Source organism: Acidisoma sp. PAMC 29798, assembly GCF_030252425.1.
GTDB classification, from domain to species: domain Bacteria; phylum Pseudomonadota; class Alphaproteobacteria; order Acetobacterales; family Acetobacteraceae; genus Acidisoma; species Acidisoma cladoniae.
On the sequence record NZ_CP126994.1, the window covers coordinates 3804733 to 3818412 of the forward strand.

At 63.6% G+C, this 13680-nt stretch carries 15 protein-coding genes and 1 pseudogene; 7 read left to right on the forward strand and 9 right to left on the reverse strand.

Annotation, left to right across the window (positions count from 1 at the left end):
• Positions 1–161: 161 nt before the first annotated feature.
• From QP803_RS18305 to accC, 4 genes and pseudogenes are all read left to right on the forward strand, one after another.
• Positions 162–737 (forward strand): annotated as a pseudogene (locus QP803_RS18305) (malonic semialdehyde reductase); the annotation flags it as partial.
• A gap of 49 nt (positions 738–786) precedes the next feature.
• On the forward strand, positions 787–1236 hold the full coding sequence (gene aroQ / locus QP803_RS18310) for a type II 3-dehydroquinate dehydratase (protein WP_284944919.1): 450 nt from the start codon (positions 787–789) through the stop codon (positions 1234–1236).
• Positions 1233–1712, forward strand: a complete 480-nt coding sequence (gene accB, locus QP803_RS18315) for an acetyl-CoA carboxylase biotin carboxyl carrier protein (protein WP_284944920.1) — start codon at positions 1233–1235, stop codon at positions 1710–1712. The genes aroQ and accB overlap by 4 nt, the downstream gene beginning before the upstream one ends.
• Before the next feature lie 7 nt (positions 1713–1719).
• On the forward strand, positions 1720–3084 hold the full coding sequence (gene accC / locus QP803_RS18320; protein ID WP_284944921.1) for an acetyl-CoA carboxylase biotin carboxylase subunit: 1365 nt from the start codon (positions 1720–1722) through the stop codon (positions 3082–3084).
• A 98-nt stretch (positions 3085–3182) separates the two neighbouring features.
• Here the strand turns inward: accC and QP803_RS18325 are convergent, their stop codons facing one another.
• On the reverse strand, positions 3183–3401 hold the full coding sequence (locus tag QP803_RS18325; RefSeq protein ID WP_284944922.1) for a YjiS-like domain-containing protein: 219 nt from the start codon (positions 3399–3401) through the stop codon (positions 3183–3185).
• 148 nt (positions 3402–3549) lie between these two features.
• Complete coding sequence (gene cysK / locus QP803_RS18330) at positions 3550–4530, reverse strand: cysteine synthase A (RefSeq protein WP_284944923.1); 981 nt, start codon at positions 4528–4530, stop codon at positions 3550–3552.
• A gap of 124 nt (positions 4531–4654) precedes the next feature.
• Between cysK and QP803_RS18335 the strand changes: the two genes are divergently transcribed.
• Complete coding sequence (locus QP803_RS18335) at positions 4655–5110, forward strand: RrF2 family transcriptional regulator (RefSeq protein ID WP_284944924.1); 456 nt, start codon at positions 4655–4657, stop codon at positions 5108–5110.
• A gap of 4 nt (positions 5111–5114) precedes the next feature.
• On the opposite strand, the gene sufU is transcribed toward QP803_RS18335, so the two are convergent.
• Complete coding sequence (gene sufU / locus QP803_RS18340; RefSeq protein WP_284944925.1) at positions 5115–5543, reverse strand: Fe-S cluster assembly sulfur transfer protein SufU; 429 nt, start codon at positions 5541–5543, stop codon at positions 5115–5117.
• Between the two features lie 11 nt (positions 5544–5554).
• Entirely contained in the window at positions 5555–7099 is a 1545-nt protein-coding gene (locus QP803_RS18345; protein ID WP_284944926.1) for a UxaA family hydrolase, read from the reverse strand.
• Positions 7100–7349: 250 nt separating this feature from the next.
• On the opposite strand from QP803_RS18345, the gene QP803_RS18350 reads away from it, so the two are divergent.
• Together QP803_RS18350 and QP803_RS18355 are read left to right on the forward strand one after the other, a co-directional pair.
• Positions 7350–7994 (forward strand): DUF433 domain-containing protein, encoded by a 645-nt coding sequence (locus QP803_RS18350; protein WP_284944927.1) that lies wholly within the window; start codon positions 7350–7352, stop codon positions 7992–7994.
• Positions 7991–8407, forward strand: a complete 417-nt coding sequence (locus tag QP803_RS18355) for a PIN-like domain-containing protein (protein ID WP_284944928.1) — start codon at positions 7991–7993, stop codon at positions 8405–8407. The genes QP803_RS18350 and QP803_RS18355 overlap by 4 nt, the downstream gene beginning before the upstream one ends.
• 1 nt (position 8408) lies before the next feature.
• Here QP803_RS18355 and QP803_RS18360 read toward each other — a convergent pair whose 3' ends face one another.
• From QP803_RS18360 to QP803_RS18380, 5 genes are read right to left on the reverse strand one after another with little or no spacing between them, the layout of a single operon-like run.
• Entirely contained in the window at positions 8409–9419 is a 1011-nt protein-coding gene (locus tag QP803_RS18360) for a zinc-binding alcohol dehydrogenase family protein (RefSeq protein ID WP_284944929.1), read from the reverse strand.
• Between the two features lie 8 nt (positions 9420–9427).
• Positions 9428–10411 (reverse strand): ABC transporter permease, encoded by a 984-nt coding sequence (locus QP803_RS18365; RefSeq protein ID WP_284944930.1) that lies wholly within the window; start codon positions 10409–10411, stop codon positions 9428–9430.
• Positions 10404–11900 (reverse strand): sugar ABC transporter ATP-binding protein, encoded by a 1497-nt coding sequence (locus QP803_RS18370; protein WP_284944931.1) that lies wholly within the window; start codon positions 11898–11900, stop codon positions 10404–10406. The genes QP803_RS18365 and QP803_RS18370 overlap by 8 nt, the downstream gene beginning before the upstream one ends.
• Positions 11900–12856: an ABC transporter substrate-binding protein gene (locus tag QP803_RS18375; protein ID WP_284944932.1), complete on the reverse strand. Its 957-nt coding sequence runs from the start codon at positions 12854–12856 to the stop codon at positions 11900–11902. Before QP803_RS18375 ends, QP803_RS18370 begins: the two co-directional genes overlap by 1 nt.
• 44 nt (positions 12857–12900) lie before the next feature.
• A complete protein-coding gene (locus QP803_RS18380; protein WP_284944933.1) occupies positions 12901–13677 on the reverse strand; it encodes an SDR family oxidoreductase in 777 nt (258 codons plus the stop codon).
• Between the last annotated feature and the right edge of the window lie 3 nt (positions 13678–13680).

A 13680-nucleotide genomic window follows, 5' to 3' on the forward strand; every position in this document is an offset into this window, starting at 1 on the left:
AGGCTCATGTCGCCCATGAGCCCCCTGTCGAGGCTCTGATCGGGATCGAGGGCGTGCCCGAGACGGCACTCCTGGAACCGGCGCTGCCCGAGAGCGAAATTTTTCCGGAAGCGGAACCCGAGTCAGCGCCTGAGCCCGAGCCAAAAGTTTTTCCTTACGATCTCGACGCCGCGGAGCTGAACCTCGCCTTCCGCCATGCCCGCACGCCGCGCGCCTGGACCGATCGCCCGGTGGATGAGGAGACCTTCCGTCACCTCTATGATCTCGTGAAGCTCGGCCCGACTTCCGCCAATACCTCCCCGGCGCGTTTCGTGTTCATTCGCAGCCAGGAATCGAAGGAACGGCTGCGTCCGGCTCTGACGCAGGGCAATGCGGCGAATGTCATGGCCGCACCGGTGACGGTGATCGTCGCCTTCGACCCCTCCTTCTACGATTTTCTGCCCCGCCTCAATCCGCAGGCCGATGCCCGTTCTTGGTTCGCCTGGAACGACGAATTTTCGCAGGAAACGGCGATGCGCAACAGCAGCCTCCAGGGCGGCTACCTGCTGCTCGCCGCGCGGATGCTCGGCCTCGACGTCTGGCCAATGTCGGGCTTCGACAATGCACGGGTCGATCTGCTGTTCCTCGACGGTCGCAGTTGGCGGTCGAACTTCCTCGTCAGCCTCGGCTATGGCGTGATGCCGGAGGAGCCACGGCTGGCCCGTCTTGGCTTTGAGGAGGCCTGCGAAGTCATTTGATACAAGGCGGGGCATTGGCCGCGCCTGTGGCCTATGCTAGCCCCCACACATGACGCTACCCCTCATCGCCGTATTCAACGGCCCCAACCTCAATATGCTCGGACTGCGCCAACCGACGATCTACGGATCGGCGACGCTCGATGACGTGGAACAGCTTTGCGCCGAAGCGGCGGAAGGGCTGGGCCTCGCCATCGATTTTCGCCAGACCAATAGCGAAGGTGAGTTGATTTCCTGGGTGCAGGAGTGCAGAGGCCGCGCGAGCGGTATCGTCATCAACCCTGCGGGATTGAGCCACACCTCAATTTCTCTGATGGATGCGCTTCTCTCCGTCGAGCTTCCGGTGGTGGAAGTGCATATTTCGAATATTCACCGTCGGGAGCAATTCCGGCACCTTTCTTACGTTTCGACAATGGCAACGGGTGTGCTGTGCGGATTCGGAACACATGGTTACGCCCTGGCTTTGACCGCGATGGCTCGGATTCTGGAGGACGGTCTATGAGCAGGCTCTCATTCGACGCGGAGGATATCCGCGAGCTTGCGGCCATCCTTGATGAGACGGGCCTGAATGAGATCGAGATCTCGGAAAAGGATCGCCGCATCCGCATCGCGCGCATGCCCGCACCCGTGGGCGTGGCCATGCAATATGCCGAAGCGCCTGCCGCAGTCCCGACCGCCGCCATGGCCGTGCCCGCGCCCTTGGCCCTGTCTGCCGCCGCGCGGGCAGAGTCGGACGCCAACCATCCCGGCGCCATCGCCAGCCCCATGGTCGGCGTCGCCTATCTGTCGCCCGATCCCGACAGCCCGAACTTCGTCTCCATCGGCCAGCGGGTCGAGGTCGGTCAGACCGTCATGCTCATCGAGGCGATGAAGACGTTCAACCAGATCAAGGCGCCCAAGGCCGGCACGGTTTCGCGTATCCTGATTGGCACCGCATCCCCCGTCGAATTCGGCGAAGTCCTGATGATCCTGGACTGACGACGCGATGATTCGCAAAATCCTGATCGCCAATCGCGGCGAAATCGCCCTTCGCATCCAACGCGCCTGCCGGGAAATGGGCATCGCCTCGGTCGCCGTGCATTCCACCGCCGATGCCGATTCCATGCATGTCCGCCTCGCCGATGAAAGCGTCTGCATCGGCCCGCCGCCGGCGCGCGACAGCTACCTCAACATCCCCGCAATCCTCTCCGCCGCCGCCATCACGGGCGCCGACGCCATCCATCCGGGCTACGGCTTCCTGAGCGAGAATGCGAGCTTCGCCGAAATGGTGGAGTTGCATGGCTTTGTCTTCATCGGCCCCTCGCCCGCGCATATTCGCATGATGGGCGACAAGATCGCCGCCAAGGAGGCGATGCTGAAGCTCGGCGTGCCGCTGGTCCCAGGGTCGGACGGCGCCTTGCCGAGCCTTGCCTCGGCGGTCGAGGTCGCTGACCGCATCGGCTATCCCGTGCTGATCAAAGCCGCCGCCGGCGGTGGCGGGCGCGGCATGAAGGTCGCCCTCGTCCCCGATGAACTGGCCGAGGCCTGGCAGGTGGCGCGTACGGAATCCAAGGCCGCCTTCGGCAATGACGCCGTTTATATGGAGAAGTATCTCGATCGGCCGCGCCATATCGAGATGCAGATCCTGGCCGACAGCTATGGCAATGTCGTCCATTTCGGGGAGCGTGACTGCTCCCTCCAGCGGCGCCATCAGAAAATCCTGGAGGAGGCCGGTTCGCCGGTCCTCAGTGCCGCGCAGCGCGATGCGCTGGGGGAGACGGTGACGAGCGCCCTGAAGGGCCTCGGCTACCGGAACGCGGGCACGCTGGAGTTCCTGTATCAGGACGGCCAGTTTTCCTTCATCGAGATGAACACCCGCTTGCAGGTGGAGCATCCGATCACCGAAATGGTGTCCAACATCGATCTGGTGCGCGAGCAGATCCGCATCGCCTCGGGCGAGCCGCTGGGCTACGACCAGTCCGCCGTGACCTTTTCGGGCCATGCGATCGAATGCCGGATCAATGCCGAGGATCCGGAAACCTTTATTCCCACGCCAGGCTTGGTGACGATCTACCATCCGCCCGGCGGGCTGGGCGTGCGCGTGGATAGCGCCCTCTACGCCGGCTATCGCGTGCCGCCGTATTACGATTCACTCATCGCGAAGCTGATCGTTCATGCGCCCGATCGCGCCCAGGCCATTGCCCGGCTGCGCCGCGCCATCGACGAATTCGCAATCATCGGCGTCAAGACAACGCTGCCGCTGCACCGCCAGATCCTCGACGATCCGTCGTTCCAGGCCGGCGACTATACAATCCATTGGCTCGAAAAATTCGTCGCCGGATTGCAGGCGGATCGGCCAGACGCCGCTTAGGCTTTGCCGTCTCGGTGGAATGCGCTCCGCTTTTCCACCCTACCAACTGCCTCTACGCGTAGGGTGGATGAGCGTCCCGTCATCCACCGCCACTATTATTAGCGGCGGTAGTGGCCGGCGGCGATCGACGGAATGTCGCTGCGGCTGAAGCCGAGCTCCTGAAGCTCACGATCCGTATACATGGCGAGCTCGTTCGCAATCTGGCGGCGCTGGCGAGCGCGCTCGGTGCGGACGCGCAGGCTCGACGTCACGCTCTGAACGGCGTCGGACAGGACGCGACCAACGGTACGGGTCTGGGTCTGTGAATAACTGGCCATCGAATTGCTCCTCAGCAGGTGATGCTGCGATGCAACATAGGCGCACGGCGCATCATAATCCATTGCGCGGTGCAGCATTCAGACATGCGATAGCGTCATTTATTCGTTATAGTGGCATTCAGGCAACAGGGCTTAACGAGACCTGAATTTACAAGCCGTTGAAAAGATTGGTCGACAGATAGCGTTCAGCAGAAGACGCCGCGATGCCGACAATCCGTTTTCCCTTACTGGCCGGCTCTTTCGCTATAGCGAGCGCCGCGAACAGCGTCGCGCCGGAGGATATTCCGATCGGAATGCCTTCCAATCGGGCGCATTGACGCGCCGTCTGCATCGCATCGCGCTCGGACACGGGCACCACCCGATCGATCAGGCTCATGTCGAGAACAGCGGGGCAAAACCCCGGCCCAATACCCTGGATTTCGTGCGGCCCGGGATCGTCGCCTGAAAGCACGGCGCTTTCCGCAGGCTCTACCGCCACGATCTGCATGCTCGGCCGCCGCGGTTTCAGGGCGCGCGCCACCCCCGTCAATGTGCCACCCGTGCCGGCACCGGCGATGAGCATGTCGATCTCACCATCGCAATCGAGCCACAGCTCCTCGGCCGTGGTGGCTTCATGAATGGCGGGGTTGGCGAGATTGTCGAACTGGCGCGCCATCCAGGCATCCGGTGACTGCGCCACCAAAGCGTCGGCCCGCGCGATCGCCCCCGCCATGCCTTGATATGCGGGCGTCAGTTCCACCGTGGCACCCATCAGCCGCAACATCTTCTGGCGCTCGATCGATGCCGAGTCGGGCATCACCACGATCAAGGAATAGCCCTTGGCTGCGGCGACGAAGGCGAGTGCGATGCCGGTATTGCCGGAGGTCGGTTCCACGATCTGGCTGTGACCGGGTGTGATCAACCCCCGCCGCTCGGCATCCTCGATCATGGCAAGGCCGATGCGGTCTTTCACCGAGCCCAGAGGATTGAGGTATTCGAGCTTGAGCAAAACCTCGGCCTGCAATCCGTCACGCTCCATGAAGCGGCCGAGGCGCACCAGGGGCGTGCCGCCGATGGCGTCGATGACACTGCCGAAAATCCGGCCCCGCGCCGCCGCCATGGGATGATGTCGCAGAGGACTGTCGGACATGTCTGATTGAGCGATAAGCGCCTTCTTTTTTGCAAAAGCCTCTACTTTGGCAGCCCGCATCGCATATATAACCCGTGGTAGAAGTGAATTTCTCCGACACTCACGTCGGCAGAGGGGAACGCCGATGCTGTTGCGTCGCGAACGTGCTTATACGGCAATCGCCGTCATGCTTGATATAGGCTGGCACGCGGGCCGACAACGTCTTGAAAGCGCTGGCGATATCGCCGATCGCCTGGCGATGGCGCGGCGTGGAATCGAGCCGGTTCTGCAGGGGCTGGCCCGTGCCGGCCTGCTCGACAGCACGCGCGGCCCCAAGGGCGGGTATCGCCTGGGCAAGAGCGCGCGGCAGATCACGCTGGCGGAAGTGGTCGAAGCGGTGACGACGGGCGATGCGGCCGACACCACGGAGGTTGAGGCCGGCGGGGAATTGCAGATCGCCGCCGTGGAACCGCTATGGGTCGAACTGGAGCAGCATGTCCAGACGCATCTTCAGGGCGTGACCCTGGAAGCACTCATCCAGCGCGCGCAATCCCAGGGCCTGAAGCGCCCCGCTCACGCGCCGATCGTTTTCGCGATTTAGGGAGTCACTGATTGCGCAACGCCATAGACAGGCTGCGCCATCCAAGTGTCGCGCAGCCAATGCGCGACGGCGTATCCCGCAGCGCCTGGAATGGCCGCAACGGGCTAAGGATGCTGTCCTCACCAATCGACTCGCCGCTGCGGATGGCCACCTCGAACATGGCGGCGGTGGCATCCACCTCAGCCGCCGTCATCCCCGATGCGATGTCGGCCATGAGATCGGTGGCCGCGAGACAGATGGCGCAGGCCCGCGCCTCATAGCCCAGTTCCGTGATCCTGCCACCCGCATCGCAGCACAGCCGCACCGTGACACGATCGCCGCACAGCGGGTTTACTTCCCGCGCCTCCGCGTCGAACACCTCCAGCCGCCGCTGGTGTCGCGGATGCCGCGCACGATCCATAATGACCGCCTGGTAGATCTCCTCGGCATCCATCGGGGCGAGTGTCAGACCGTCGCGCCGATCTGCCAGGGCGCGAACTCGTCATCCCCAAAGCCCATCTGCTCGCTCTTAGTCTTTTCGCCGGACGCGACACGCAGGATCATCTCGAAGATACGCTGGCCGCATTCCTCCACCGTCTCGACACCCTCGGCGATGCCACCGCAATTGACGTCCATATCCTCCGGCATCCGGTCATAGAGCGGCGTATTGGTCGCGAGCTTCAAAGACGGCGTCGGCTTGCAGCCGAAGACCGAGCCGCGCCCGGTGGTGAAGCACATGACATTGGCGCCCCCCGCGATCTGGCCGGTGGCGGAGACGGGATCGAAGCCCGGCCCGTCCATCACCACCAGGCCCTTGGCCGTGACCTGCTCGGCATGGGCGACCACATCCACCAGGTTGGTCGTGCCCGCCTTGACCACGGCGCCGAGCGACTTTTCGACGATATTGGTCAGGCCGCCGGCCTTGTTGCCGGGGGAAGGATTGTTGTCGATCTCACCGCCGTTGCGGCGGGTGTAGTCTTCCCACCAGGTCAGCCGATCGAGCAGCTTCTGGCCCACTTCGGGGCTCACGGCACGGCGGGTGAGCAGATGCTCGGCGCCGTAAATTTCGGTTGTCTCGGTCAGAACCACCGTGCCGCCATGCCGCACGATGAGGTCCGAGGCATAGCCCAGGGCCGGATTGGCGGTGAGACCCGAAAAGCTGTCCGAGCCGCCGCATTGCAGGGCCACGAGCAGGTGCGAGGCCGGAACCTGAACCCGCGTCACGGCATTGGCGGCGGGCAGCAGGTCCTGGATGCGCGCGATGCCGGCCATGACGGTCTGGCGCGCGCCACCCGATTCCTGGATCACGAGCGTTGATAGCGTCGCCCCCGGCTGCAACTTCTGGGTCGACATCAGCGTGCCCATTTGATTGGCCTCGCAACCGAGACCGATAATGAGCACGGCGGCGAAGTTCACATGCTGGGCGTAGCCCGCGATGGTCCGGCGCAGGGTGTCCATGCCTTCGCCGGTCACGCCCATGCCGCAGCCGGACTTGTGAGTGAGGGCGACGACGCCATCAATATTCGGAAACCCCGCGAGCATACCTTCATCACCGGTGATCGGGTTACGGCGGAAGGCCTCCGCAACATAACGCGCGGTGCCGGCCGAGCAGTTCACCGTCGTCAGCACGCCGATGTAATTGCGCGTCGCGACGCGACCGTCGGCGCGAACGATGCCCGCGAAAGTCGCCTGCGGCTGGATGTAATCCGTGGGCCGGGCATCGACCCCGAAGGCGGGATCGCGCGCGAAGGCGTGGATTTCGCAGTTATGGACATGCACATGCTCGCCGGGCGGAATATCGACCGTGGCGAAACCGATCGTCTGGCCGTAGCGCAGGATGGGGCTGCCCTTGAGGATGGGCGCGATCGCCATCTTATGGCCACGCGGAATACGCCGTGCAGCAACGATGCCACGATCCGCAAGCTTGGTACCGGCGTCGATTTCGGCCCGCGCGATGACGACGTTGTCGATCGCATTGAGATGCATGGTGGTGGACAGCGTATTCAGCATGGTTCGGTCCTCGCGAGCGATGTCGCCCGCATTGCGATTTTGGGTCGGAGTTTATCCCAACGGGGGACACGGGCGCCAGCGGCGATGACCAGGGCGCGGCTGCCTTATCGGCCTGCTGGCGGTCACGCTGGACAGACGTCCAGAATGCGCTTGTCTCAGGAACCGAAATGGGGCGATTCTGGTCTCGGCGAAGATGAGGAGAGCCGGATTGCCAGATGGGGCCGAGGTTGCTGGGCTAGGCGTTTACACCGTGCCCGAGGCGGCTCGACTCACACGCGTGCCGGCTCAGCGGATTCGGCGCTGGGTCTTTGGCCGCGGGGGACATGCCGCTGTTCTGCCCGAGCACACGGCGCAGGAGGGACAGGAGGCTTTAAGCTTCTCAAACCTGATCGAGGTCCTTTTTTTGCAGGATCTCAAGGAACATGGTGTGAGTTGGCCCACGCTGCGCAAGGCGGCGGAGATGGCACAGCGAGTCCTTCAGCACGCCCATCCGTTTGCGACCAGCCGCTTCCATACCGACGGCAAGACGATCCTCCTCCAGACCGCCAACGAGACTGGGGACAGGCACCTCATCGATCTCTTAAGCGGCAATGGCGCCATGTATGAGGTTTTGGAGCGTAGCTTCACGCACTCGGTCAGCTTCAATGGCCCGGAGGGCATCGCCAGCGAGTGGCGCCCGGACGCGCGCGCTGAACGCGTTGTGGTCGACCCCCGCCGTCAGTTTGGCCGCCCTATCGACCGAGAGACTGGCGTACCCACAGATATACTCGCGGATGCGCTGAAGGCAGAGAACGGCGATGCTGCACGTGTCGCCTCATGGTGGAACATACCCATCGAAGCGGTCGAGCAAGCGGCAGAGTTTGAAGTGAGGCTTGGCCTCCGCCGGGCGGCTTGAGGTTCATTTTCGACGAGAACCACCCTCCGGCTTTGGCGCGCATGCTCGCGCCCCTGATTGAGGCAGACTCCTACAGTGTTACCGACGTTCGCAGCCTGGGATTTGCGGGAATGACGGACGTGGATCTGATGAGCGCCCTCCAAGAACGCGGCATCAAGCAAATTCTTGTCACGACGGATCGTGCCATGCGCCGCCGCAAGCATGAACGTGCGGCCGTAGCGTCCACGCAGGCTGTCGTGATCGTGGGTGTCAGCAACTGGAACCAGCAGTCGAGCCTTTGGGATCGTGCACGCATGATGCTGTGGTGGTGGCCCACGATCGTGCAAAGTTCGGAAGCGGCCGACCCAGGGACGTTTCTGGAGCTTCCTTGGCGTCAAAAGGGGCTCAAGCCACTCACGCGATGGCGGGCCTGACTCACACCTCCAACAACGCCTTGATCACCCCTGCTTGCGGCTGGCTCCAGAGCGGCATGTCGATCGGCGCGCGAGCCAGTGGCGCGCGATGGGTCGCGAGGGCAGCGGTCGGCACCGCCCCCGCCGCGATCTGGCGCATCACCTCGGCGAAATCCAACGGCTGCGCATTGCGGCTGGCGAGCAGCGTGGTCTCGCGCTTGTGAAACTCCGGATCCGCAAAGCTGATATCGGCCTGCACCACGCTCAGCAGAACATAACGCCCGCCATGGCCCAGGAACGACAACCCGCGCGTGATCGATGGCGCATGGCCGGTCGCGTCGATCACGACGTCGAAGAACTCCCCGCCCGTCATCGCCTCCAACTCCTCGCCCACCGTGTCTGACGCCACCACCGTCGCGGCCACGCCCAAGTGCGTGCGGGCGAAGTCCAGCCGGTCGGCGCGCATGTCCATGGCCGTTACCTCGGCGCCGCGGGCGCGGGCGAAGATCGTCGCGGCCATGCCGATCGGCCCAGCACCCACCACCAGCACACGATCCGCCGCCGCAATCGCGCCGCGCCGCACGCCATGCGCACCGATGGCGAGGAACTCCACCATCGCCGCCTGGTCGAGGGACAGGTCCCCGGCCGGGATGAGGTTCGTGACCGGCACGGCGAGATACTCCGCCATGCCGCCATCCTGATGCACGCCGAGGACGCTCAGCCGGCGACAGGCATTGGTGACGCCGTGCAGGCAGGCGCGGCAGGTGCCGCAACTGATATACGGCACCACCACCACCGCCTCGCCGACCGCGAAGCCGCTGCCGACCGGCGCCTCAACCACCTCGGCGGCCAATTCATGCCCCATGACACGAGGGTAACTGAGGAAGGGCTGATTGCCGCCGAGGATGTGATAATCGGTGCCGCAGACGCCGACGCGGCGAATGCGCAGCAGCGCCTCGCCGTCCTTCGGTTGAGGCATCGGCCGCTCGATCAGGCTCAGGCTGCCGGGGCGATCACAGATAATGGTTTGCATCGGCGTCCTCAACGAGTCTTGCGACGGCGAAGCTGATCGAAATAGACGATGACGATGATCAGCAAGCCGGTGATGATGCCCTGCCAGAACGGGTTCACGTTCAGCAGGTTCGATCCGTTATTGATGGTCGTGAGCAACATCGCGCCCAGCAGCGGCCCGATCACGCTGCCGACCGCGCCGAACAGGCTGGCGCCGCCGATAACGGAAGACGCGACGCTCTGTAGCTCCCATCCCTGGCCGGTGGTGGCGATACCGATTCCGATGCGCGATGCCGTCAGCACGCCGACCACCGCCGCGAGCGTCGCGGAGACCATATAGGCGAGGTAGATGGTGCGATTGACCTTCACGCCCGACAGCCGCGCAGCTTCGGGGTTGCTGCCCACCGCGAAGAGATATCGGCCCCAGCGGCTTCGATGCAGCAGCAGGTAGCAGGGCACCGCAATCACGATCACCGCGAAGAACAGGTTCGGAATGCCGATCGTATGGTGGCGCGAAAACATGATGAAGTTCAGCGGCAAACCGCCGATGGTCTGCCCGTTCGTCATCAGCAGCCCGATACCGCGCAGGGCCGTCATGGTCGCCAGCGTCATAATGAAGGGTGGCAGACGCAAATTGACGATTCCGAAAGCGTTGACGGCGCCGAGCAAGGCCCCCAGCACCAGCGTGATCAGCACTGCTGGCACGATCGGGATATTATTGGCGAGCAACAAGGCGACGGTGGTGCTGGTGAGACCCACCACGGCGCCGACCGAAAGGTCGATACCCGCCGTGATGATGACGAAGGTTTGGCCGATGGCCATGATCGACCACAGCGAATCCTGCCGCAGCAAATTGGTGAAATTGCCAAGTGTCGCGAAGCTGTCGGTGCTGATCGACAGCAGGATCCACATCACGACCAGGAGGGCGAGCAGCGTCAGGTTGAGTAGAAAGCCGAAGCGATGACCGCGCAGCGCGGGAATCTTCGGAACTGGGGCCGCTGCGGTATCAGACACCGATTGCCTCCGTGAGAATGATTTCGGGATGGACGGCACGCGCCTCATGGCTCGCGACGAGCGTGCCACGGCGGAAGACATGCAGCCGGTCACTGAGGTCATAGACCTCAGGCAGATAGGAGGAAATCAGGATGATGCCAGCACCGCGCTTTAGCAGGGCCGCGAAGACCTTATAGATCTCGACCTTGGTGCCGACATCGACGCCCACGGTCGGCTCGTCGAAGATGAAAAGCTCGGCGCCGTGGTTGAGCCATTTGCCAACGACGATCTTCTGCTGATTGCCGCCGGACAGCGTCGCGGCGGCGACCGAGGCCGAGGCCGCGACGATACGCAGATCGGCGATCTGCTTGTCGGCGCCACGCTTCTCAGCGCCGGTATCGACCAGACCCGCCGGGCTGATGCGACCGAATACGGGAAGATTGAGGTTGAAGCCCACGCCCATATTCAGGCACAGGCCCTGGTCGCGGCGACTTTCCGGCACCAGCGCGATACCACGCGCGATGGCGTCCCCCTCATGGCGGATCACCACCGTCTCTCCGCGCAGTTTCACATGCCCAGCGGACCGCTTGGTGCGGCCGAACAGGCATTGCACGAATTCGCTGCGGCCGGCGCCGATCAGGCCATAGAGACCCACAACCTCCCCACGCCGCACGGTCAATGACACGTCATGGAAACCGGGACCGCTCAGCCCCTCGACATCGAGCAGAATTTCTCCGGCGGGAATCTGTTCCTTGTAATGCACGTCTTCGATGTTGCGGGCGACCATGTCACGGATCAGCTCGCGCTCATTGGTCTCGGCCACGACATGGGTCGCGACCAATTGCCCGTCCCGCAACACGGACACCCGATCCGCGAGCTGGAAGATCTCCTCCATGCGGTGGCTGATATAGACGATGGTCACACCCTCCGCGTTCAACCGGCGAATCAGGGTGAAGAGCCGGTCGGTATCCTGCCGCGTGAGATAGCCGGTGGGCTCGTCGAAGATCAGGAACTTCACCCCGCGCGCGGCGGCGCGAGCGGTCGCCACCAATTGCTGCTGGCCGATGGCGAGGTCGCCGAGCATGGCGGTCGCCGGCAGGTCGAAGCCGAGGTCATCCAGAAGCTTCTGGGCCTCAGCCACCATCGCCCGATTGCGTAGAAAGCCGCTATGGGCGCGCTCATCCCCCAGGAAGATATTCGCGGCCACCGTGAGATGGGGACACAACACCACCTCCTGATGCACCGCGTTGATCCCGAGGCTGATGGCGTCGAGAGGTGAGGCAAGCGCGACCTCATTCCCCTGCCACAGGATGGTGCCGGCGCTGCGCACATGCGCGCCGGTCAGGATCTTGATGAGCGTAGACTTTCCCGCGCCGTTCTCCCCGACGATGGCGTGGATTTCCCCGGCGCGAAACGACAGATCGACCTGCTTGAGGGCATGGGTGCCCACGAAGCGCTTATCGACCTGGCGCAGCTCCAGGATCGGAGTGGAGGGCGCGGGCGCGTCCATTACAGCTTCGGGTTCAGCAGGGCCTGCGACTTCGGATCGTCGAGATTGGCCGCCGTAATCGCCGTCACGCCGGTGTCGATCTGCACGGGCACGGCCTCACCTTTGCTGGCCTTGTAGGCGATTTCCACGCCCTCATAGCCCATGCGATAGGGGTCTTGCACGATCAGCGCGGTGACCACGCCCTGGCGCAGCGCGGAGACGAGACCCTTGTCGCTGTCGAAGCCGATCAGCGTGATCGTCTTATTGCCGGATTCGGCAAGACCTTGGCTGGCCCCTTGAACCATCTGCAGGTTGCTCGCGAAGACTCCAACGAGATGCGGATGCGCCGTGATCAGATCGGTCATGATATTCAGACCGGTGGTCGGCTGGCCATCCGCAATACGATTGGCGATCAAGGTGAGACCGGGATACTTCGCCAGCTCCTGCTTGAAGCCTGCCGCCCGCTGATCAAGCGAACCGACCCCGGGGAGTGACGTAATGATCGCCACGTCGCCCTCGGCCTTGCCGGTCTTCGCCTTGATCCCGGCCGCTAGCGCGTCGGCCGCGACCATTCCGCCGGTCACGTTGTTGGTCGAGAGGAAGGAGGTGAAGGACTTGGTGTCGGCCGAGGAATCGATGCCGATGATCTTGGTATCGGCGGCGGCGGCCGTGATCGGGGCGCCAAGGGCCGAGAACTGCGTCGGCGCAATCACGATCGCGGCCGGGCTTTCCGAGGATGCGTTCTCAAGCGCGGTGACCTGGCCAGCGATATCGGCCTCACTTTGGGCGCCCAATTCCGGCACCTTGATATGCAGTTCCTTGCCCGCCTGCCGTGCGCCAGCAAGCACGACCTGCCAATATTGCGAGGTCGTATCTTTGACGATGACGGGAATGGTCTGCGCCCAAACGGGCGTCTGCCAGGCGGCCAGAACCGTCAGCATGCTGGCGGCAAGAAGCGTTTTCTTGAGCATCGTCATGGAAGTTTCCTTATTTTTATAGGCTTCAGTGTCAGCAGACGCCGTCAGGTCAAAGCGCGATCCAGATGGACATAGCCGCCGTCGGGGATCAGCCATTGGCCTGTGGTGTGGGATGCACGATCGGAGAGAAGAAATACGGTCGTGGCCGCGATCTCCTCACCCGTCGTCATGCGGGCGCCGAGGGGAATCTTCGCCGTGATATCAGCGAGTTTCGTCTCCGGTTCAGGAAAGGTCTTCAGCCAACGGTCATAGAGTGGCGTCATGACCTCGGCCGGCAGCACGGCATTGACGCGAATGCCATCCGCCAACAGCGATGCCGCCCATTCGCGCGTCAGCCCCAATTGCCCGGCCTTGGCGGCGGCATAGCCGCTGGTACCGCCCTGCCCCGTCAAAGCCGTCTTGGAGGAGATATTGACGATGCTGCCTCGGCTTTTGCGCAAATGCGGCAGGCAGTAATGCGCCATGGTATAGCAGTGCGTCAGATTGCGACGCAGCGATTCCTCGAAGGCGGCAACGCCCGAGTCCAGGCTGCATCCGTCATTGACGCCGGCATTGTTGACCAGCCCGTCGATGCGACCCAGGCGCTGCGCGACATCGGCAATCGCCGCCGCGCAAGCGGCCTCATCCATCAACTCGACGGATAGAAAGATCGCCTCGGGCCGTAGCGCCTGCAAGGACTCCATGAACCCCACCGGCGGCGCGGTACGGCCGAAGACCACCGGTATGGCGCCTTCTTCCGCCAGCGTCGTCGAAATCGCGGCGCCGATGCCTGAGGCACCACCGGTCACGATCACCACCTTGTCGCGAAGACCGAGATCCATTCT